The sequence below is a fragment of the Roseburia yibonii genome, from assembly GCF_014297335.1.
Lineage (GTDB): Bacteria > Bacillota > Clostridia > Lachnospirales > Lachnospiraceae > Roseburia_D > Roseburia_D yibonii.
In genome coordinates this window covers 168,865-191,205 of the sequence record NZ_JACOQH010000002.1, presented here as the reverse complement: position 1 = coordinate 191,205, position 22,341 = coordinate 168,865, and the positions used below count along the sequence as shown (strand labels likewise).

22 protein-coding genes are annotated in these 22,341 nt (G+C 47.8%); 1 reads left to right on the top strand and 21 read right to left on the bottom strand.

Annotated features, from left to right (window positions below; genetic code table 11):
* Window positions 1-20: 20 nt before the first annotated feature.
* The 13 genes from H8Z76_RS03680 to H8Z76_RS03620 all read right to left on the bottom strand — a co-directional run bounded on the left by H8Z76_RS03680 (window position 21) and on the right by H8Z76_RS03620 (window position 12,777).
* Window positions 21-1,262 (bottom strand): BaiN/RdsA family NAD(P)/FAD-dependent oxidoreductase, encoded by a 1,242-nt coding sequence (locus H8Z76_RS03680; protein ID WP_147618103.1) that lies wholly within the window; start codon window positions 1,260-1,262, stop codon window positions 21-23.
* The gene (locus H8Z76_RS03675) at window positions 1,255-2,181 is read right to left on the bottom strand and encodes a MurR/RpiR family transcriptional regulator (RefSeq protein WP_147618104.1); all 927 of its coding nucleotides are present in this window, start codon (window positions 2,179-2,181) and stop codon (window positions 1,255-1,257) included. Before H8Z76_RS03675 ends, H8Z76_RS03680 begins: the two co-directional genes overlap by 8 nt.
* 81 nt (window positions 2,182-2,262) lie before the next feature.
* Window positions 2,263-2,922 carry a PilZ domain-containing protein gene (locus H8Z76_RS03670; RefSeq protein ID WP_022516237.1) on the bottom strand — a complete coding sequence of 220 codons (660 nt, stop codon included), beginning with the start codon at window positions 2,920-2,922 and terminating at the stop codon, window positions 2,263-2,265.
* A 58-nt stretch (window positions 2,923-2,980) separates the two neighbouring features.
* The gene (gene pfkB / locus H8Z76_RS03665) at window positions 2,981-3,886 is read right to left on the bottom strand and encodes a 1-phosphofructokinase (protein WP_022516238.1); all 906 of its coding nucleotides are present in this window, start codon (window positions 3,884-3,886) and stop codon (window positions 2,981-2,983) included.
* A gap of 90 nt (window positions 3,887-3,976) precedes the next feature.
* A complete protein-coding gene (locus H8Z76_RS03660) occupies window positions 3,977-5,395 on the bottom strand; it encodes an oxaloacetate decarboxylase subunit alpha (protein WP_022516239.1) in 1,419 nt (472 codons plus the stop codon).
* Window positions 5,396-5,410: 15 nt separating this feature from the next.
* On the bottom strand, window positions 5,411-6,562 hold the full coding sequence (locus H8Z76_RS03655; RefSeq protein ID WP_022516240.1) for a sodium ion-translocating decarboxylase subunit beta: 1,152 nt from the start codon (window positions 6,560-6,562) through the stop codon (window positions 5,411-5,413).
* Window positions 6,563-6,578: 16 nt separating this feature from the next.
* Entirely contained in the window at window positions 6,579-6,941 is a 363-nt protein-coding gene (locus H8Z76_RS03650; protein ID WP_186981699.1) for a biotin/lipoyl-containing protein, read from the bottom strand.
* Between the two features lie 22 nt (window positions 6,942-6,963).
* The gene (locus tag H8Z76_RS03645; RefSeq protein ID WP_186981698.1) at window positions 6,964-7,680 is read right to left on the bottom strand and encodes an OadG family protein; all 717 of its coding nucleotides are present in this window, start codon (window positions 7,678-7,680) and stop codon (window positions 6,964-6,966) included.
* Between the two features lie 13 nt (window positions 7,681-7,693).
* Window positions 7,694-9,130: an acyl-CoA carboxylase subunit beta gene (locus H8Z76_RS03640; RefSeq protein ID WP_186981697.1), complete on the bottom strand. Its 1,437-nt coding sequence runs from the start codon at window positions 9,128-9,130 to the stop codon at window positions 7,694-7,696.
* 104 nt (window positions 9,131-9,234) lie between these two features.
* On the bottom strand, window positions 9,235-10,476 hold the full coding sequence (locus tag H8Z76_RS03635) for a D-alanyl-D-alanine carboxypeptidase family protein (protein WP_243240412.1): 1,242 nt from the start codon (window positions 10,474-10,476) through the stop codon (window positions 9,235-9,237).
* 52 nt (window positions 10,477-10,528) lie between these two features.
* The gene (gene scpB / locus H8Z76_RS03630; protein WP_022516245.1) at window positions 10,529-11,098 is read right to left on the bottom strand and encodes an SMC-Scp complex subunit ScpB; all 570 of its coding nucleotides are present in this window, start codon (window positions 11,096-11,098) and stop codon (window positions 10,529-10,531) included.
* Window positions 11,099-11,114: 16 nt separating this feature from the next.
* The gene (locus H8Z76_RS03625; RefSeq protein WP_022516246.1) at window positions 11,115-11,867 is read right to left on the bottom strand and encodes a segregation and condensation protein A; all 753 of its coding nucleotides are present in this window, start codon (window positions 11,865-11,867) and stop codon (window positions 11,115-11,117) included.
* A gap of 55 nt (window positions 11,868-11,922) precedes the next feature.
* The gene (locus tag H8Z76_RS03620) at window positions 11,923-12,777 is read right to left on the bottom strand and encodes a metallophosphoesterase (RefSeq protein WP_186981696.1); all 855 of its coding nucleotides are present in this window, start codon (window positions 12,775-12,777) and stop codon (window positions 11,923-11,925) included.
* Between the two features lie 140 nt (window positions 12,778-12,917).
* Here H8Z76_RS03620 and H8Z76_RS03615 point away from each other — a divergent pair, with 140 nt between their 5' ends.
* Window positions 12,918-14,081: a D-alanyl-D-alanine carboxypeptidase family protein gene (locus H8Z76_RS03615; protein WP_186981695.1), complete on the top strand. Its 1,164-nt coding sequence runs from the start codon at window positions 12,918-12,920 to the stop codon at window positions 14,079-14,081.
* Here H8Z76_RS03615 and H8Z76_RS03610 read toward each other — a convergent pair.
* The 8 genes from H8Z76_RS03610 to rbfA all read right to left on the bottom strand — a co-directional run bounded on the left by H8Z76_RS03610 (window position 14,078) and on the right by rbfA (window position 22,333).
* Window positions 14,078-14,986 (bottom strand): S8 family peptidase, encoded by a 909-nt coding sequence (locus H8Z76_RS03610; RefSeq protein ID WP_147618109.1) that lies wholly within the window; start codon window positions 14,984-14,986, stop codon window positions 14,078-14,080. The genes H8Z76_RS03615 and H8Z76_RS03610 overlap by 4 nt on opposite strands.
* A 131-nt stretch (window positions 14,987-15,117) precedes the next feature.
* Window positions 15,118-17,229 (bottom strand): polyribonucleotide nucleotidyltransferase, encoded by a 2,112-nt coding sequence (locus H8Z76_RS03605; protein ID WP_186981694.1) that lies wholly within the window; start codon window positions 17,227-17,229, stop codon window positions 15,118-15,120.
* Window positions 17,230-17,421: 192 nt separating this feature from the next.
* Entirely contained in the window at window positions 17,422-17,688 is a 267-nt protein-coding gene (gene rpsO / locus H8Z76_RS03600; protein ID WP_022516495.1) for a 30S ribosomal protein S15, read from the bottom strand.
* Between the two features lie 151 nt (window positions 17,689-17,839).
* Window positions 17,840-19,027: a C40 family peptidase gene (locus H8Z76_RS03595; RefSeq protein ID WP_243240411.1), complete on the bottom strand. Its 1,188-nt coding sequence runs from the start codon at window positions 19,025-19,027 to the stop codon at window positions 17,840-17,842.
* Window positions 19,028-19,140: 113 nt separating this feature from the next.
* Window positions 19,141-20,073 carry a bifunctional riboflavin kinase/FAD synthetase gene (locus H8Z76_RS03590; RefSeq protein ID WP_186981693.1) on the bottom strand — a complete coding sequence of 311 codons (933 nt, stop codon included), beginning with the start codon at window positions 20,071-20,073 and terminating at the stop codon, window positions 19,141-19,143.
* Between the two features lie 9 nt (window positions 20,074-20,082).
* Entirely contained in the window at window positions 20,083-20,982 is a 900-nt protein-coding gene (truB, locus tag H8Z76_RS03585) for a tRNA pseudouridine(55) synthase TruB (RefSeq protein WP_186981692.1), read from the bottom strand.
* A complete protein-coding gene (locus H8Z76_RS03580; protein ID WP_186981691.1) occupies window positions 20,979-21,938 on the bottom strand; it encodes a DHH family phosphoesterase in 960 nt (319 codons plus the stop codon). The genes truB and H8Z76_RS03580 overlap by 4 nt, the downstream gene beginning before the upstream one ends.
* Window positions 21,939-21,949: 11 nt before the next feature.
* The gene (gene rbfA / locus H8Z76_RS03575; RefSeq protein WP_022516059.1) at window positions 21,950-22,333 is read right to left on the bottom strand and encodes a 30S ribosome-binding factor RbfA; all 384 of its coding nucleotides are present in this window, start codon (window positions 22,331-22,333) and stop codon (window positions 21,950-21,952) included.
* Between the last annotated feature and the right edge of the window lie 8 nt (window positions 22,334-22,341).

Sequence of the window (22,341 nt, the reverse complement as noted above, 5' to 3'; positions counted from 1 at the left end):
CTTCCTCTTTTCTTTTACCCTTATTTTTTATTCTGCGCGCTGTTTGCTCCGGCGAGATACCCGGTGGACCAGGCAATCTGCAGATTGAAGCCTCCGGTCAGCGCATCCACATCCAGAACTTCTCCCGCAAAGTAAAGTCCCTCTGTCTTTTTTGATTCCATCGTTGAAGGATTTACATCCTTTACGGACACACCGCCTCTTGTGATGATCGCCTCATTATAATCACGCCGTCCGGTCAGTGTCAATGGAATTTCTTTGATACAGCGGACAAGAGCGCTCCGCTCATCCTTTGTGATCTCATTTACCTTTTTGTCCGGATGGATTCCGCTCAATTCCACGATGACCGGAACCATCTTCGCCGGCATAAGCTTTTGAAGGGAATTTTTAAACTGGCGGTTTTTATTTTCATCAAAATCACGCAGGACCCGTTTGTCCAGCTGTTCTTCCGACAGCGCCGGTTTTAAGTCGATCTCCATATGAAGTTCCGCGGTTTCATCTTTTCCACCGATCCTGCTGCTTGCGCTTAAGATCAGAGGGCCGCTGACGCCGAAATGTGTAAATAACATCTCACCGAAATCTTCATATATTTTTTTGTTTTTCCGGAAAATTGAAACATTCACATTTTTTAAAGAAAGTCCTTGCATTTCTTTCACATAACTCTCTTTTGTATTGAACGGAACCAGCGACGGCTGACGCTCCACCAGCGTATGCCCCGTCTCTTCCGCGAAGCGGTATCCGTCTCCGGTCGATCCGGTACTCTGGTAGGAAAAACCGCCTGTCGCAACGATCACCGCATCCGCATATAACTTTTCTCCGTTTTTCAGGCATACACCCTGCACCGTCTGCTGACCGGTTATGATCTGTTTTACTTCCGTAAAAAGGCGGATCTCCACGCCCGCCTGCTTTAACGCATTCTGCAGCGTCCGTATCACATCGGAGGAATGATCCGACTCCGGGAACACCCGGTTTCCACGCTCTGTCTTTAATTTCAGTCCGTGTTCTTCAAAAAAACGCATCACCTGAAAGTTGTCAAACGTATAAAACGCGCTGTACAAAAATTTGGCATTTCGCGGCACATTCAAAAACAGTTCTTCGGTATCACAGGCATTTGTGATATTACATCTTCCTTTTCCTGTAATATAAAGCTTCTTTCCGAGTTTTTCGTTTTTTTCCAGCAAAATCGTTTTTGCGCCTTCTTTTGCAGCTGCAAGCGCTGCCGCCATACCTGCGGCTCCACCGCCGATCACAATTACTTTATTCATCTGTTTCTCCTAAATTTGCATAATGCATCCGCACACCGTCTTCCATATAATCAATCTCATCGTTTCCGAAAACCTGATAGTCATCCCAGATCCGCTCCAGGGTATCCAGCGTTCTTACAACATCCTGCTGTTTTTTCATGCAGAGTGCAACCAAAAGCGCGTTGATCACACTGAGCGGTGCCACAAGGGAATCCAGTATGGAAGACATATCGCTCTTTGCAAGCAGATTGCAGGAAGAATACAGATTCATCGGAGAGTGAATGCTGTCCGTGATCGTGATCACCCTCGCATTCCGGTTGTTGGCAAATTCCAGTGCCTTTAACGTGCGCATCGAATACCTCGGAAAGCTGATACCAATGATCACATCCCTTTCTCCGATATGTACCATCTGTTCAAACAGCTCCGACGCGCTGGAGGTATGAAGCACCTTTACATGTTCAAACATCATGTTCAGATAAAAGCCCAAAAATTCTGCCAGCGGCGCACAGCTCCTGAGGCCTGCAACATAGATCGTATCCGCCTGCAAGATCGTGTCCACCGCAGACTCAAACGCATGGGCATCGATTTCCTCCAGTGTATTTTTGATCCGCAGCGCATCTGACCTTAAAATGTTGTCTAAGATCTCGGACTGGCTGCTCCCGCCATAGACCGCTTCCATCTTATGCACCGCATCCAGTTTTCCGCGCACCATTTCTTCCAGTGCCCTCTGAAACTGCGGATACCCTTTGTATCCCAGCATGGACGCAAAACGAACGACGGTTGACTCACTGACACCAACTTCTTCACCGAGTTTCGCCGCCGTCAAAAACACTGCCCTGTCATAATGATCTGTAATATATGCCGCCAAAAGTCTCTGCCCTTTGCTCATTCCGCCATAATGTTCATTGAGCCGGCTGCCAAGATCGTTTGTATGATTCATTCTTCCACTTCCCCGCACTTCATTTCCAGTTCATGCAAAACCGAATGCATCATTTTGCTGATACATTCGGCTTTATTTTCTTTATTCTTCCCGCGCCTCTTTTAATCTGCGGCGCTTGGCTTCTTTCTTTTGTTTATGTGCGATATAGCTTCCTATATTTAAACTCGTCTCCACGATACGACAGCCATAAAGCGTTCTCGTATCCGGCAGTTCCTCGATCCGCACAACTTCACCGGACACCTGCACCGGGATTCCGAATTCCTCATCCGTATAATTCAGATGAAAGAGTCCGATATCTTTTTTCTCATATTTTTGAACCGACACAAAAGATATTCCGGTCACGCTGATATCTTTTACTGTAACGTCAATGGTTTTCCGGTTCGGTCCAAGCTGGAGGATCGCGTTGTATCCCACATACTGACGATACGTTTCTCTGCGGTTGATATGTTTTCCTTCATGCACACAGTAAAGAATGTGATAGCGTTTTCCGCCATAAACAATGTCTTTTACCGTACAGCCTTTCCACAAAACCGGCATCTCATCTTTCGGCACATAGGTGACCATAATACGGAGATTTTCTCCCTTAAAACTGACAAGTCTGTCATTTACACGGATCGGATCAATAAACAGAATATCCTGCTTGCAGAACAATACCTGCGCGCGGTATTCGATCTCCGCATCCTCTTTATTCTTTACCGTAATTACGATCGGTTCGCCTTCTTTTATCTCTTGTAATTTCATTTTGAACACCCAATCTCAGATTTCATACTTCAAATATAACAGACTGCCAAATAAATGTCTATATCTTTTCTGCAAGCATTTTCTCTACCTGCGCGCCGGTCGCAAGACCCTCTCCGCAAGCCGATGCGCTTCCCGCGCACAGTCCGTACCACAGCGCTTTCTCGTAGTCTTTGTACTTCTCATAACCCGCAAGAAATCCCGCTACCATGGAATCACCGGCTCCGACTGAATTGACTAACGTCCCACCCGGCGCGTCTTTCTCCAAGATCTGTCCATCTTCGGTCAGAAGAACCGCGCCTTTTGCGCCCATGGATACCAGTACATTCCGTGCGCCTGCCTGCTGCAGTTTTTCCCCATATACCGCAGCATCTTTTTTGGTATCTATTTTCACGTCAAACAGTGCTCCGAGTTCATGATGGTTCGGTTTTACTAAAAATGGATGGTAGCTTAATACATTTCGCAGTAATGCTCCGGTCGCGTCAACCACGGTCCGGATCTTTTTTCCTTCCAGTGTACGCAGTATTTCCTGATATACATTTTCCGGCATCCCGGCAGGAATACTGCCCGCAAGCACAAGGGTATCTCCCTCTTTTAAAAGTGCAAGTTTTTCATAAAGCCGGCTCATTTCATCAGTTCCGATCACCGGTCCGCTGCCGTTGATCTCTGTTTCCACGCCGGAACGCATTTTCACATTGATCCGTGACATACCCTCCGGTACCCGGATGAAATCCGTCCGGATCTTTTGTTCCTTCAACCGCCTTTCAATTTCATCCCCGGTAAATCCGCCTAAAAATCCAAGCGTCGTACTGGGCATCCCGAGGTTTTTTAACACGATGGATACGTTGATCCCCTTGCCGCCCGGATAGATCTGCTCCCGGACTGTCCGGTTGATTGTTCCGGTCTTAAAATCTTTTACTACGATACAGTAATCCAGTGACGGATTGAATGTTATGGTATAGATCATTTTATTTCCTCTGTTTCTATCTGAAAAAGAGATCACCGTTTCTTTACGGCAACCCCTTTTTCTGATTGGATTTATTTTCTTTTTCTTTCCTTAAACCGGATACGCTCCGTTTGCGGTATCTGCCACCGCAGGATCGATCTTTGTCTGCTGTGCCTGACGGTATTTGAAAAATTCCGTAGCAACCTGCGGGAACAGTGCGTAGGTCAGAACATCCTCATCCTGCTCTTTCCACTGTTTCATCTCAGATTCGATCTTTGCAAGTTCCGGCTCAAGCAGATCTGCCGGACGGCAGGTGATCGCGTTCTTCTTTTCATCTCCGAGTACTTTGTCTACGATCTCCGGATTGAACGGTTTTGCTGTCTGACCATATTTTCCAAGCAGAATATCCTTGGTCTCTTTGGTCGCAACTTTGTAACGCTCGCCCATCAGCACGTTAAATACAGCCTGTGTTCCCACGATCTGGGAAGACGGTGTAACAAGTGGCGGCTCTCCGAGGTCTTTTCTTACACGAGGTACTTCTTCGAGTACTTCCTGGAATTTGTCTTCCTTGCCCTGTTCCTTCAACTGGGACAGCAGGTTGGATAACATACCACCCGGAACCTGATACAGTAATGTCTTGATGTTGACACCTAATACCTTTGGGTTCATCAGTCCGCTTTCCAGTGCCTCTTCACGCATCGGGCGGAAATAATCCGCGATCTCCGCCAACAGATTCTGATCCAGTCCGGTATCATATTCAGTGCCTTTGAACGCCTCTACCATAACCTCAGTTGCCGGCTGGCTGGTGCCAAGTGCGAACGGAGACATTGCGGTATCGATAATATCGCAGCCTGCCTCAACCGCCTTCATATAGGTCATGGATGCCACACCGGAAGTATAGTGTGTATGAAGGTCGATCGGCAGAGATGTCGCACACTTTAATGCCTGTACAAGCTCGGTCGCTTTCGCCGGAACCAAAAGTCCAGCCATATCCTTGATACATAATGAGTCAGCACCCATATCTTCTACACGTTTTGCCATATCGGTCCAGTAATCCAGTGTATACGCATCTCCGAGTGTATACGCCAGTGCTACCTGCGCATGTCCTTTTTCCTTGTTGCAGGCAGTAACCGCTGTCTGAAGATTTCGAATATCATTCAGGCAGTCAAAGATTCGGATAATATCGATTCCGTTTGCGATGGATTTCTGAACGAAGTATTCCACCACGTCATCCGCATACGGACGATATCCCAAAATATTCTGTCCACGAAACAGCATCTGCAGTTTTGTGTTCTTAAATCCATCTCTTAATTTACGTAGTCTGTCCCACGGATCTTCTTTTAAGAAACGTAAGGACGCGTCAAATGTTGCGCCACCCCAGCACTCTACTGCATGATAGCCAACCTTGTCCATTTTATCTATGATCGGAAGCATCTGTTCCGTTGTCATTCTTGTGGCAATCAGAGACTGATGCGCGTCACGTAATACCGTTTCGGTAATTTTTAAAGGTTTTTTCACCTGTTCTGCCATTTTTTCATACCCTCCTTAAATTCCAAAGATTGCCATAAATGTTCCTGCCGCTACTGCCGTACCGATTACCCCGGCAACGTTCGGTCCCATTGCATGCATGAGCAAGAAGTTGGTCGGATCTTCTTCCGCGCCCACCTTCTGAGAAACTCTTGCTGCCATCGGCACTGCGGAAACACCGGCTGATCCGATGAGCGGATTGATCTTTCCGTGTGTAATGTGGCAAAGCAGTTTACCAAGCAGTACACCACCTGCGGTTCCGATTACAAACGCAACCAGTCCGAGGATTACGATCTTGATCGTGCTGACATTTAAGAATGCCTCCGCACTTGTAGATGCTCCGACCGAAGTTCCAAGCAGGATAACGACGATATACATCAGTGCGTTGGAAGCTGTCTCAGAGAGCTGTCTTACCACACCACTCTCGCGGAACAGGTTTCCGAGCATCAGCATACCAACAAGCGGTGCTGTCGTCGGAAGGATCAGGCACACGATCGTAGTAACGATGATCGGGAACAGGATCTTCTCCAGTTTGGAAACCGGACGCAGATTGTCCATATGGATCGCGCGTTCTTTTTTCGTAGTCAATAACTTCATGATCGGAGGCTGAATGATCGGGACAAGGGACATATAAGAATATGCTGCGACCGCGATCGGCCCCATCAGTCCCGTCTGCCCGAGTTTTCCGGCAAGGAAAATAGATGTAGGTCCGTCCGCCCCTCCGATGATAGAGATCGCTGCTGCCGCCTTGTCATTAAATCCAAGAAGGATTGCGATCAGATACGCCGCGAAAATACCAAACTGTGCCGCAGCTCCCATCAGGAAGCTGATCGGATTTGCGATCAGAGGTCCGAAGTCCGTCATCGCTCCTACTCCAAGGAAGATCAGGGACGGTAAGATCGACCATTCATCCAGCTGATAAAAATAATACAGTAAACCACCGACACCGTTGCTTGTCTCCTCCGGGCTTGCGATGATATCCGGATAGATATTTACCAAAAGCATACCAAATGCGATCGGAACTAAAAGCAATGGTTCGTATCCCTTGGCAATCGCCAGATAAAGGAATACGCACGCAACCGCGATCATGACATAGTTACCCCATGTCAGATTCAAAAAGGCTGTCTGATGAAGGAGGTTTCCCATTGTTTCTGCAATGTAACTCCACATAAGTTCATCCTCCTAATTAGTTTAATGTAGCAAGTAAAGCTCCCGCTTCCACCATATCTCCTGCTTTTGTATCAATGCTTGCAACCGTACCGTCTTTTGGTGCAACGACCGGTGTCTCCATTTTCATAACTTCAAGCACTGCGATAGAATCTCCTGCTTTTACCGCATCTCCGACATTTACCTCAATGCTTAATACTTTCCCGGCTGCTCCGGCTTCTACTTTAATGCTTCCTGCGCCCTGCGGAGCTGCCGCTTTAGCAGGTGCCGGCGCTGCTGCTCTCGGAGCTGCTGCAGGTGCCGGTGCTGATACAGCGCCTCCCTTTTCCTCTACGGTAACATCGTAAACATTTCCATTTACTGTGATAGTATAATTCTTCATTTTATATCCTCCTGCTCTTTGCTTATCTTCTTCTTTTAATGGATCTTACCACAAAATCATCCGTAGATGTTCCGGTTGCCGCTGCGATCGCCGCCGCGATCACTGCCACAAGTTCCAGATCATCTTTCTTTTCTTCCATCTTTTCAATCTGTTCCACCGCTTTTTGCGCTCCGTCTGCCGGAACTTCTTTCTCCTTGCGGAATTTCTTTTCCAGGAACGGAATGATACGGAATGCGTAGATGACCAGACAGATCACGATCAGCACGACAAATACCGTCACGATACAGATCAGGGTGTTAAGTCCTGCCTTTGACATCTTCTCTCCGGTTGTGTATACCTGATCCACCGTCACGTCCGTTACTTCCATGCTGTTATAATTAAACACATAGGTCAGAACCAACGGTCTTTTCTCATAATTTACTGTCTGCGCAGCTGTCAGCGTTTTTCCGGATTTTACGACCTCGCAGTCTCCAAATCCTTCAAAGTTTCCGAGATCCTTGCGGGATTCCTGCCAGCCCGATACCATGCCAACCGTAATATCATCACCGCTCGCAAGATATTTCTGCATATCCTCATCCGACATTTCCTCTAACTGCTGAACTGTGTTCTGGCAGGCTGTTTTCAGCTGATCGTATGTATATCCGTTATAATCCACGTCAGTCTGATCTTTCTTTCCGCATGCGGTAAGGCAAAACAGGCAAAGGCACATGCAGACAAGCAGTCCTATTTTTTTCTTCATACTCTTCACCTTTCTATTTCGTTCCATGTTTCTTGAACGGTCCGTCCATACGTTTGGTATAAAGCATTTCGAATGCCGCAACCATATATTTTCTGGTATCCTGCGGTTCTACCACAAGATCCACATAGCCTCTCTTTGCTGCGGAAAGGACGCTGTCCTGCAGTGCGTCGTATTCTTTTGCTTTCTTTTCGATCACATCTGCGGATTCGCCTTCATACATGATACCTGCCGCAAGCTTGGCATCCATCATTCCGACTTTAACATCCGGCCATGCATATACAAGATCCGCACCGATCGATTTTGCATTCATGATCACGGAAGCGGAACCAAAGACATCACCTGTGATCAGATTCACCTTCGGTACTGTCGCGCTCGCAAACGCATAGGTCAGGCGGCCCATTGCCTTCGCAAGTCTCTTTTCTGCGCACTTGCATGCCTTAAATCCTGTCACATGTGCCATGGAAAGCACCGGGATCTCAAATGCGTCACAGAACGCGATGAACTCAGCCGCCTTGTCACAGCCTCTTGCGGTCAGTACCGGCTCAAATTCTTCTTTCTTGCTTCCGGTCTCGTCATAGACTTCCGTGCAGTTTGCAACCGCGCCAACCGTCATGCCATTTAATTTGATAAAACCTGTCACCATGTCTTTCGCATAGTCTTCCTTGGTCTCAAAGAATACATGTCCATCCGAAATCTCTGCCAGCAGATAACGCGCGTCTCCACGCATATTCTCCATGCTCTCGCAGGCACGGTTTAAATCATCCGTGCATTCTCCGGTATAGACATCCGCCTGATTGTTCTCCGGCAGAATGGAAACGAGGCTTCGGATCTTCGCAAAGATCTCATCTTCCGTTCCGATGCCGTCGACGATACCGGTTTCACTGCTCTGAAATTCTGCCGCTGAAGTGTCGCATTTTTCCGCGCGGTTTCCTTCGATCGCATTCGGTGAATTTACAAATACTTTTCCGCCATCCTTCTCCACGAAAGCGAAATCACATAATGCAGGAACTACGGAAAGTCCGCCGCCACAGGTTCCAAATACCGCACAGATCTGCGGGATCACTCCGGATGCCTGTGCCTGCTTTGCGTAAATCTGTCCGAATCCATCCAGTGCATCCACGGATTCCTGCAGACGGATTCCCGCACAGTCAAGGAAACCAATGACCGGTGCCCCCATTTTCATTGCCATATCATACACAGACGCAATTTTCTTTGCATGCATCTCGCCGATCGTGCCGTTTAACACAGATACGTCCTGGCTGTATACAAATACCAGGCTTCCATCGATAAGACCATGTCCTGTGATCACACCATCGGAAGGTGTCTGGGTCTGTGACAGATTGAAATCTGTACTTCTTGCCGTCACAAGAGAACCAAGCTCCACGAAACTGTTTTCATCCAGTAATCTGGAAATTCTCTGTGCTGCCAAGCAATCTTTTCTGTTACTCATTTCTTAGCCCTCCATCTATTTTTGAAAATATAAAACTTTCCATAAATAATTGTATTCTATTTACTACCTTTTTTCAATAGCATTGTTAATTTTTTCACTAGGTGTCAGAGCCTATAGCGTTTCCATACAAAGGTGAAAAACCACAAAAAATCACGGCTTTCCACTGTTTTTCCGGCCGTGACCGGAATTTCATCCACGCATTCCCCCTCCAGATAATATTCCGCCTGCCCGAGGATCTCTCCTTTCTGTACCGGCGCATTTAAGCTGCGCGGATAATCATAAATGACCTCTGTTTTTTCCCAGTCCGCCTTTAACACACATACCGGCCGGCTTTCCATGAGCGCCTGAAGTTCCATATCCGGTTTTAGCTGAAAAGAAGGATCCGCGCCGTTTTTCACACACACGGTTTCCAGTCTGACATCCGGCTCCGCGATGTCCATATAGTGATAATTGGAAAACGCGAATTCCATCAGCTTTTTCATATCCGACCACTTGTAAGTTTTGTTATTGGGCCATCCACAGCCGAGGAGCGCCGCGACAAAGGTCCGATCATCCTGCTTTACCGCGCCGACATAACAGTACCCGGCATCTCCGGTAAATCCGGTTTTTCCGGTCAGCGCCCCCTCCATCATATTCAAAAACACATTGTGATTGTTGCAGGTAAAGCTCCGTTTGCCGGAAAGATCCGTAAAACTGTAGGTCGGTGTTCCCGTGATCTCCAAAAAAGCGTCCTTTTTTTCAGATTTTTCGATACAGTAACACAGGATATGCGCAAGATCCTCCGCCGTTGTCCCGTGGAATCCTTCCCCGTCCTCCGCATCCAGTCCGTTTGGCGTCACGAAATGTGAATTGGTGCATCCGATCTGTGCCGCTTTCTCGTTCATGAGCTTTGCAAATCCCTCCACGCTTCCGCCAACATGTTCGGCGATCGCAACTGCGGAATCGTTATGCGATTCCAGCATGAGCGAATAGCAGAGATCCCGGAGCCGGTACTCCTCACCGGTACATATATTTAACTGCACATCCGGCTGTCTCGCCGCGTACTCCGAAACGGTGACCGTCTCATCCAGATCCGCATTTTCGAGCGTCACGATCAGCGTCAGTATCTTGGTCGTGCTTGCATTCGCGCGGCGCACATCTCCTTCTTTTTCAAATAAAATACGCCCGGAATCGGCATCCACAAGACATGCCGACAGGGCGTACAAAGAGCCTGGCTCATTTTTATTTTTTCCTGTTTCTTCACTCTGCGCGGCACAGACTGCCGGACATACCATGCCCGCAACCGGCGCAGCCGCAATCATTAAACACAGACAAAAGATCAGATGTTTCCTTTTTTTTCGTTTCATATTCCATCCGCAAACCAGATATATTCTCTGTATCCTATTTTATTTTGCGGTATTATATTCCAAGTTTTAACTGCATTTCCTCTTCTGCCTGATGTTTAAACTCTTCCACCTGATCTTCATTTAATACTGGAAGCTCATCGACCGATTCCACGCCAAAACTGCGCAAAAATTCTTCTGTTGTGCCAAAGAGCATCGGTCTGCCCGGTGCGTCGAGCCGTCCGAGTTCACAGACCAGATTGTATTCCACCAACTTGTTGACCGCGTGATCAGAGGACACGCCACGGATCTTTTCCACTTCCGCTTTGGTGATCGGCTGCTTATAAGCAATGATCGAAAGCGTTTCCAAAAGCACGTCTGTAAGCACCCGCTTTTTCGGCTGTTTCGCGATCTTGATCAGATATTCATAATATTCCGCTTTGGTACACATCTGGTACGCGCCATCCAGTTCGATAATCTTCATCCCGCAGGTATCTGATTCATACCGTTTCCGCAGATGCTCCACGAGCGTTTTGGTTTTTTCTTTGTCTAATTCCAACACTGCGGCAAGTTTTTCCAATTCTACCGATTCCCCCACCGTAAAGAGAATTGCCTCTATGATTGCCTCTTGTTTTTTTTCTTCCATTTTTCAAACTCCATTTTTACGCCGCGACTTTGGATTCGATCAAGATCGTATCAAACGTTTTTTCCTGATAGATCGTGATCTTTCCGGTTTTCATCAGTTCCAGGATCGCAAGAAATGTGACGATGACCTCCATCTTGCTGCCCTGTTTTTCCAAAAGACTTTCAAAGCCAAATCTTTTATGTTCCGCCGCATATGCTTCGAGATACTCCATTTTGTCGTTCAGGGAGATCTCCTCTTTCTCGATCTTTCCAAACTTTGACCGGATCGGATCGATCTTATTCTCCTGCTTTGCCATGACCGACTGAAAGATCGCGTTTAATTTTTTTAAAGTCATATCACCGATCAGCTCTGCCAGATCGACCGGTTCTTCGTATGCCGCCACCTCATCCGGGATCGTCGGCTTTTTAAACATCGTCCGTCCCGCATCCATCTGCCGGTCTTTTAATTCATAGGAAATGCATTTAAACATTTTGTATTCCAGAAGCTGCTGTACCAGTTCCGCACGCGGATCTTCCGGTTCCTCTTCTTCATCCGACGCCCGTTTCGGGAGCAGCATCCTGGATTTGATATCCAAAAGCGTCGCCGCCATGACTAAAAATTCACTCATAATATTGAGATCCCGCCGCTGCATTTCCCGCATATATTCCATGTACTGGTTTGTGATCTCAACGATCGGAATGTCATAAATATTTACTTTATTTTTTTCAAGCAGGTGCAAAAGCAGATCCAGTGGTCCCTCAAACACCTCAAGTTTTACAGATATTCCCATTTTTTCCTCCACAGACACTTTGTATATTTTAACTGTTCGAAAAAAAAATGGCAAGTTATTTTTCCGGCAGCACGCGGATAAACACCAGTTCTGCACGGTTAAAGATGCGGATATGAAATGTATGGGTGCCAAGTCCCCTTCCGATAATGACCTCTCTTTGGCCGAAGGAAAATCTCCCGGCATCATATTTCGGGAAAAGCACAAACTGCGGCGAGATCAGGCTGCCGATCCCCGGTATCCGCACCAGACCTCCGTGATTATGCCCGCACAGCGAAAGATCCGCTCCCCATGCCGCATACTTTGGACTGTGCGCCGGGTTATGGGCAAGCAGAATATTATAACTGTCTCCCGCTTTTCCAAGATGCTCCTCAAGAAAGGAGTCCGCTAACGGGACTTTTTTCCCCTTCGCGTAACACGCCATATCGATTTCCGCCCCGTAAATATTTATTTCATCCGCCCCGTGCCGGACAGTTTCGGATGCGTTGTTTAGGATATGCACCCCGAGTTTTTTTACTTTTTTTTCATACGCAAAAAAGTCCGGGCTATACGGAAGATTCTTTCTTGCCGGCTTGCTCTCATGGTTTCCATTGGAGAAATATACCGGTGCGACCGGCACCAGCCCCTCAAACGCGCGGTACGCAGTTTCGTAAGACGCCGGCTTTTTCCCGACGATCATATCGCCCGGTATCAGGATAAGATCCGGCTTTTTTTCTCTCACCGCCGAAAAAAGAGGCTCATTATCCTTTCCATACACATGCGCGTGCAGATCCGAGATCATAACGATCCGCAGTTCTTCCGTCACTTTTTTACTGTGAAGTTCATATTCCGTCACTTCAAATTTTTTCAGTTCCTGATACTGCCAGATCAGATAACACAAAAGCAGACACAGGATTATGATCATAAGCTTCATAAAAATCCCCTTTTTCTTTTCACTTCTTCCATCCTATCATGTTTTTTCCATGATTTACAGTAAAAAGTGAATATCTGACAGGCTGCCGTCTTAAAATGAACTAAAGCTTCACAGAAAAACCGCACCGAAAGGGAATTCTTATGAAATTGTTTTTGCCATTTCTCTTAAGCATATCACTGTTTTCCGGAAGTCTTTCTTCCGCCGCCCCGCCTCCGGCAGACACGGACACACTCGGTCTTTCTGCGCCCTCTGCCATTTTGATGGAAGCCTCGACCGGAACCATCCTCTACGAAAAGGACGCCAATACCAGTCTGCACCCGGCAAGCATCACCAAGATCATGACCATGATCTTAATCTTCGACGCGCTCTCCTCCGGCTCCATCCAGCCGGATGATACGGTGACGGTATCCGAACATGCCGCCAGTATGGGCGGATCTCAGGTCTTTTTAGAACCGGGGGAAACCCAGACCGTAGACACCATGCTCAAATGCATCAGCGTTGCAAGCGCAAACGATGCCTGCGTTGCCATGGCGGAACATATCGCAGGAAGCGAGGATGAATTTGTCGCCCGCATGAACGAACGCGCCAAGGGACTCGGGATGAACGACACCAATTTTATTAATTGCTGCGGTCTGGACACGGACGGACATATGACCACTGCGCATGATGTCGCTCTGATGTCAAGGGAACTCATCACAAAATACCCGCAGATCCACGATTACTGTACAATCTGGATGGATAATATCACACACGTGACCAGGCGCGGAAGTTCGGAATTTGGTCTTTCCAATACCAATAAGCTGATCCGCCAGTACGAATATGCCACCGGTTTAAAGACCGGTTCCACCGGACTTGCAAAATTCTGCGTTTCCGCAACCGCAAAAAAGGATGACATCGAACTGATTGCAGTCATCATGGCTGCCCCGGATCCGAAAGGACGTTTTGCAGATGCCACCGCTCTTTTAAATTACGGATTTTCCAAATGCCAGCTTTACACAGACCCGCAGGAAAAATCTCCGGAAGCACTGCCGGTAAAACGCGGTACCGAGCGTTCCGTCGCGCTCGTCTATGAGGGGCCGTTCCGGTATGTGGATACCACCGGCGCAGATCTTTCCGATATCACCAAGGAGATAAAACTTCCAGAAGAAGTCTCTGCCCCCATAAAAGCGGGTGACGTTGCCGGAAAAGCCATTTACAGACAAAACGGAACCGAGATCGGCTCTGTTCGGATCTTATACCGCGATTCTGTGAAAGAAGCAACGTTTTTGGACTATTTTTCCGAAGTTTTAGCGTTCTACCTTTAGGAAAAAGGACGGCTTTTTAAGAGCATACGCGCAACATCCAGTTTTCCCCACGCTTTTTTCTTCCCCTTAAGCGCCGTTGGCACCGCCGAATCGTGCAGGATCAGTTTGACTTCTGCCGGTCGGAGTCTGGGATGCGCGGATAAAAGCACTGCGATCGCGCCGGTGACAACCGGGGTTGCCATGGATGTTCCGCTCTTCATCTCATAAAGCTTTCCCCCTGCGGAGCAGCTGATGATATTGGTTCCCGGCGCGAGGATCTCCGGTTTTACAATACACTGATCCGTCGGTCCTCTCCCGCTGTAACCGGGCATCAGACCATGCTGTTTTGCCGGAAGCCCCTCATCATCCGAGCTTCCCACGGTAATGATCGTTTTTAAAATGCCCGGTATGGTGACACTGCCGGCATCCGGGCCGTTGTTGCCAGCCGCCGCGACCACCACGATCCCATGGTTCCATGCCCGCTCCATTGCCGCGATCAGCCGTTCCTTTTCTTCTTTTTTCGCGCTCGGAAGCATACCCACCGAGATATTTAAAATCCGGATGTTATAACGCTCCTTATTCTCGATCATCCATTCGGTCGCTTCCAGAACCTCTTTCGTATTTCCGTTTCCATAGCGGTCGAGCGCTTTTAACACGATAAGATTGCATCCCGGTGCAATTCCACGGTATCTCCCACGGCTTGCGCTCCCGTTTCCACCGATGATCCCGGAGACGTGCGTTCCATGCCCGTTATCGTCATAGGGGTATTGTTTCTGCTCGCAAAAATCGCGGAACACCAAAATTCTGTGATCAAAATCCTTGTGTTTTATAATTCCGGTATCCATGACCGCCACACCAACGCCGGAGCCGATATACCCGGCTCTGTGTGCAAAATCCGCATGGATTTCCCTCACTGTCCGATCCATCTTGTAGCCTTTCCCGTCACTGCCTTTACTTTTATTTTATGCGCATGGAAAAGATACCGTCACCAAACCCGGTAAAATCAAAAAAGGATGCCGCCTTTTATAAAGACAGCATCCCTTATTCTTTTTATTGATTAAGCGTTTGCACTCTTTCCTGCATCTGCCGGTACATCCTTGATAGAAAAGCTGATTCTTCCCATCTTGTCTTTTCCAAGGCAGATAACGGTAACTACATCGCCCAGTGTGAGGACATCTTCTACATGGTTGATTCTTTCTTTCGCAATCTTGGAAATATGAACCATACCTTCTTTTCCCGGCGCGAACTCCAGGAATGCGCCGAATTCTTTGATGCTTACGACTTTTCCGGTAAGGATCTGTCCTTCTTCAAAGTCTGTCGTGATGATCTTCACCATATCGATGGCTTCTTCGATCTTTGCCTTGTCCGTACCACAGATAGAAACAGCACCGTCATCATTGATATCGATCTTGACACCGGTACGGTCAATGATCTCGTTGATGGTCTTTCCTTTCTGTCCGACTACATCACCGATCTTGGACGGATCGATCACGATCTGCTCGATCTTCGGTGCGTACACGTTTACTTCTTTTCTCGGCTCTGCGATCGCCTTGGACATAACCTCATCCATGATGTAAAGTCTTGCCTCTCTGGTTCTGCGGATCGCTTCCTCTACGATCGGTCTGGTCAGTCCGTGGATCTTGATATCCATCTGGATCGCTGTGATACCGTCATGTGTTCCGGTTACCTTAAAGTCCATATCACCGAAGAAGTCTTCCAGTCCCTGGATATCGGTGAGTACCAGATAATCGTCATCGGTTTCTCCGGTCACAAGACCGCAGGAAATTCCGGCTACCATTTTCTTGATCGGTACACCGGCTGCCATCAGTGACATACAGGACGCACAGGTGGAAGCCATGGAAGTAGAACCGTTGGATTCGAAGGTCTCGGAAACCGCACGGATCGCATACGGGAACTCGTCCACACTCGGAAGTACCGGGATCAGCGCACGTTCTGCGAGCGCACCATGACCGATCTCACGTCTTCCCGGTCCTCTGGAAACCTTGGTCTCACCAACGGAATATGACGGGAAGTTGTACTGATGCATATAACGTTTCTCTGTGATATTTTCATCCAGTCCGTCGATTTTCTGTACTTCAGAAAGCGGAGCAAGCGTAACAACGTCACAGATCTGCGTCTGTCCGCGCTTGAACATTGCGGAACCGTGTACTCTCGGGATCAGATCCACTTCTGCGGACAGCGGGCGGATTTCATTGATCGCACGTCCATCCGGGCGTTTGTGATCCTTTAAGATCATCTTGCGCACGGTCTTTTTCTCATACTGATAGATTGCCTCGCCAAGGATCGCAAGCCACTCCTCGTTCTCCGCGAATGCCTCTTCCAGACGTTCTGTGATCTTATTGATATTTTCTTCTCTTACCTGTTTTTCATCGGTAAATACCGCTTCTTCCATCTCTTCCGGCGGAACCAGTTCCTTGATCACCGCGAACATTTCTTCCGGAATCGCGCAGGAAGTATATTCATGCTTCGGCTTTCCGACTTCCGCAACGATCTGGTTGATAAATGCGATCAGTGTCTGGTTTACTTCATGGCATTTGTAGATTGCCTCGATCATCTTATCTTCCGGGATCTCATTTGCTCCCGCCTCGATCATAATGACCTTCTGGGAAGTAGATGCAACGGTCAGTTTCAAATCGCCTTCATCCCACTGTTTCTGGGACGGATTTACGATAAATTCTCCATCGATCATACCCATCTGTGTCATTGCGCACGGACCGTCAAACGGGATATCGGAAATCGTCGTCGCGATCGCAGCGCCAAGCATGGCAACGATCTCCGGACGGCATTCCGGATCTACGGACATGACCATATTATTTAATGTGACATCATTGCGGTAATCCTTCGGGAAAAGCGGACGCATCGGACGGTCAATAACACGGGAAGTAAGCACTGCATTTTCGGATGCCTTTCCCTCTCTCTTATTGAATCCACCCGGGATCTTTCCAACTGCATACATTTTTTCTTCAAATTCCACGCTGAGCGGGAAAAAGTCGATTCCCTCTCTCGGTTTCTCCGATGCGGTAGCGGTAGATAACACTGTGGTATCACCATAGCGCATAAAAGCCGCTCCGTTCGCCTGTGCGCAGACCTTTCCGATCTCTACCGTAAGGGTTCTGCCTGCAAGTTCCATAGAAAAACTCTTAAACATATCTTTTCTCCTTTTCGCCTGTTCTGTCTGTTTTATTCTGACAGAAGTAACCGAAACTACTGAACAACCCATGACGTTCATACACTGTTCAGTGGTCTCGGAACTGTACTTCTGCCGTATATAATAAAGGATCTCTCCTATATTATCAAAACGAAAACAGGGCGGAAAAACTCCGCCCTATCTACCGGTCTATTATTTTCTCAGACCTAAACGTTCAATTAAAGAACGATATCTTTCAATATCGGTTTTCTTTAAGTATGCCAGTAAACCACGTCTCTGACCTACCATCTTTAAAAGACCTCTTCTGGAATGATGATCCTTCTGGTTCTCTTTTAAATGCTCGGTAAGCTCATTGATTCTGGCTGTTAAAAGCGCTACCTGTACTTCCGGTGATCCGGTATCTCCAGGTGTTCTTCCGTATTCAGCAATAATAGCCTGTTTCTTTTCTTTTGCTAACATGTGTTAGTCCTCCTTATGATTTGATCGCCCGTCTTACGCATGATACTCAGTAAAAGGTCGGAGTGTCCATCTACCGAATATGGGCTGTAAACTCATGCCAAATTATTGTAACATAGTTATATTTCGTTGTAAACAAAAATTTTATCGGATCCTAATTTAAAATGCGCACAACACACACCGGATTCCGGTAACTTGCATTAGAGATCTTGATTCCGGTCTTCGGTGAGCTGGCATGTACGACCTGACCGTTTCCGATATAGATACCGACATGATTGATGCCTCTGCCATTGCCGTAGAAGAAAAGATCTCCCGGCTGTGCCTCCGAAGCACTGATCTTCGTTCCGCATCCCGCCTGTGAAGCCGCATGGTGCGGAAGTGAGATTCCGTATTTCGCATAGACAGACAGAACAAAGCCCGAGCAGTCCGCTCCGTTTGTAAGGCTTGTCCCACCCCAGACATACGGATTACCGACAAACTGTGTCGCGTATGAAACCAGTGATACCCGGACATCGGAAACACCCTGTCCGTATTTTACCTCCGTCATGGTCATTGCTTTCTGCAATTCTGATGAAATAGATACATATTCTTTGCTGACGTATCCCTCATCTCCGTCCATGTCGACCTTTACCCAGTCCCCGAGATCTTCCAAGACCTCAAGTTCCTCCCCCATCGGCATCAGGGAAAGGATCGTACACTCGGTATTCGGCTGTTCTCTGACGTAAAGCGTCTCTGTTGTAACCGTTGCCACGGTGGACATGACCTCGGCCGCTCTCGCCTTTGCCGCGTCTCCGGTCATCAGGTATTCACCCTTGACATAACCGTTTACATCTCCGGACTGGATCTGATACCACTCGCCCTCAACCTGTAAGATCTCACATCCGGCGTCCTTTGGCATCTTTCCGACGATGTCGGAAGATTCATCCGCAGATGCTCTGACATTTAAGGTAGAGTCTACATTCGCGATACCAAGATTGGTATATCCACAGACCGGATCGGCCGCTGCCGCTGCCTCTGCCTGTTCTGCTGTATCCTCAGAAGCCTCCGCTGTCTGTGTCTGTTCCGCTTCATCCGTCACTGCATCTGCCGCATCCGTCTCTCCGCCTGCGGCTTCCGCCTGTGCCGCCATAGCCGGCAACGCACGCACATCTGCTGATGTAACCGTATCGATCCCGGACTTTGTGACGTTCACCTCATCCTCTTCCATATATGTCGAAAGCTGTGCGCAGATCCCGGCATTCAATCCTGTTACCGGTGCGGCTCCTGCCGACATGGTTCCAGACATAAAAAAAATGGAACCTGCACATCCGATTGCTATCACTCTTGCAAATCTTTTTTTCATGAATAAAAGCCTCCTGTAAAACATTACGCTATTTTCATTTTACTTTACTAATTTAAAAGTATAGCAATCTTTTTTAACACCGTCAACATATTTTTGTAACATTTATGTAACAATTATTCAGAAGCCGCCGAATCACCCAGAAACGACCGGCAGAAAGCAATGTCTTTTTCCATCTGCACTTTTAATTCCGAAACGTTCTGAAATTTCTGTTCCTCACGCACCCATTTGAGCAGGCTGACCTTTGCGTGTTTTCCATAAAGATCCCCATAAAAATCAAACAGGTTGGTCTCCACACCAACCGGATTGTCTCCGGCGATCGTTGGCTTGCATCCGATATTGGTGATCCCGTTGTACCGCTTTCCATCGATCTCAACCCGCGCGGCATATACGCCAAACGGCGGCAGCAGTTTTTCCTGCGGCGGCAGCAGATTGATCGTCGGAATCCCGATCGTTCTGCCGATCTGGTTTCCGTGTACGACCGTTCCCTGTACGAAATAGGCATATCCAAGCAAAAGCTCTGCCTTTTCCATATTTCCGGCGGCAATCTCTTCACGGATAAACGTACTGCTGATATCGCGCCCCTCATACTGCATCTTGTCCACGATCTGTGCCTCGTAATGATACTCCGGCGCATATTTTTGTAACATACGGTAATCTCCGCGCCGTTGGTATCCGAAGCTGCAGTCTGTACCGGCAACGATACAGCGGATCGAAAGCTGCTCCACAATTTTTTTTAGGAATTCTTCCGCCGGCATATGCATGATTTCTTCGGTAAACGGGCACTCGATCAGATAATCGATACCGATCTGCTCAAAGAGATGCATTTTTTCCTCGTTGGTCGTAAGCACCCGTGCCGCGTCCTGTTCCAAAGATTTTTTCGGCGGTACATCAAATGTAAAAATGACCGCCTTCATCCCTTCTTTTTTCTTTTGAAAGACATAATCCATGAGCAGTTCATGTCCACGGTGCAGTCCGTCAAATTTTCCAATGGACAGTACCGTCGGCTCTGCCACATGAAAATCAAGTCTGCCTTTTATGTACTCCATACTTCTGTCCTATTCCATAAAAATTTTCACCGGCTTTAAAGTAAGTCCGGCATCATCGATACGGTAAATTCCGATAAACGCTCCGTTCCAGTCGTATACCCGGACCGGTTCAGCGGAACCGTCTGCGCGGTAATCCGAAAAACACGAAAGCGCCATACGGTTTCCGTTGTAGAGCATTTTTTCATACTCCGGCTTTGCCGTGACTGCCGGATACTGCGCAAATATCGAATCTATCGGCCGGATTGCGGAATCTATCGTCCCGTCCTTTGCCATCTGCTCGATCTGCGAAAGCGTAAAGGACTGCTCCAGCGTAAAGTCCGCCACCCGCGTGCGCACCAGGGATTCCACACAGCCGCCACAGCCAAGTGCCTCTCCGATATCCTCACACAGTGTCCTTATATAAGTTCCCCGTGCGCAGGAAACCCGAAAGCTCACTCTCGGCAGCGCGATCTCTTTTATCGTAATCTCATAGATCATCCGCTTTCTCGGCTTGCGCTCCACCGTAACGCCTGCTCTTGCCAGATCACACAGTTTTTTTCCGTCCACTTTCAATGCCGAATACATGGGCGGAATCTGTTCGATCTCACCGACAAAACGCTGCATGACCGTGCGCACTTCCTGCTCTGTCACAGTCACGTCCTTTTCTTCAAGCACAGTTCCCGAAATATCCAGTGTATCTGTTTTCTTTCCAAGCAGCAATACCGCCTCATATTCCTTGTCCTTGTCGGTCAAAAGCTCGCAGACTTTTGTCGCCTTGCCAAGGCACACCGGCAGGACTCCGGTTGCGTCCGGATCTAAGGTTCCGGTATGTCCGATCTTTTTCTGACCGAGGATACCTCTTAATTTTGCAACTACATCAAAGGAAGTAAAACCCTTTTCCTTCCTCACATTTATGATTCCATTTTTCATGATCCAAGTTCCAGTTGTTGTTCTATTTCCGCAAGAAGAATGTCACGGATCTCCGAAATCGAGCCGTACATGGTGACTCCCGCCGCGCGTATATGTCCGCCGCCGCCGAATTTCATCGCGATCTTCGCAACATCGACCTCACTTTGGGAACGCATGCTGACTTTATAGCCGTGTTCTTCTGTCTCGTACAGAAAAACAGCGACCTCCACATCCTTTGTCACGCGGAGCTGATTTACAATGCCGTCCAAATGCTTTGGCAGCACATCAAATGCTTTCATATCCGCATCCGTCACCGCAGTAAAGATCACTTTCCCATCCAGATGCAGCGTACTGTCCATCAGGGCTTTTCCCATGATCCGGTTCTGATTGTAGGTCTTCTCATAAAAAGTCTTATCTACAATAGAGGTAAAATCAATTCCCATTTCCATGAGCTTTCCGGCGATCGCCATTGTTTTCGCGGATGTGCAGGAATACTGGAATACTCCGGTATCATGCACGATCCCGACATAAATGCACTCTGCGATCTCTTTTGTGATCTTTTCTTCCTCGATCAGTTCAAAGACCAGTTCGCTGGCGGAACTCGCTTTCGGGAAAATATAATTTTCATCCGCAAATCCCGTATTGCTCACATGATGGTCGATACATACGGTCTTTTTTGCCTCTTCAAAATATACCGCAGCATCTCCGAGTCTTGCAGTATCTCCACAATCCAGCATGATAAAAAGATCATACGCCGGCATCTGCGGATATTCACTTTTGATTTTTTCGGAATTTTTTAAAAATTTGAAAATATTCGGAATCGGCTGTAAATACAGATCCACCTGTATCTGTGGAGCGTATGTTTTAATATAATTATAAACAGCCAGGCAGGAGCCTACGCAGTCTCCATCCGGTCTTACATGACCGGCGATCGCTACGGTTCCCACCCCTTCTAACTGGGATTTTAAATTCTCCATCAGCTTCCCTCTTATTCTTCTCTGCTCTTTGCTTTGCTCTCGTCCTGTTCGCATACATCATCGATCATTTTGGACATATTGACACCATATTCGATCGACTGATCCATAATAAAGCGGATCTGCGGTGTATTTCGCAGATTAACGCTCTTCGCCAGTTCCCGGCGGATATATCCTTCCGCGCTGGTAAGCCCGGCAAGCGTATCCTTCTGGGATTTTTCATCCCCGAGGACACTGATGTATGCTTTTGCGCTCTTTAGATCCGGCGCAACTTCAACCGCGACAACGCTGGTCATCGGGTTGATACGCGGATCCTTGATCTCGCTGCGGATAATGTTGGACAGTTCACGATGCACTTCCTCATTGATCCGCATATTTTTCATACTGTTCTTGCGCATGGTTTCTC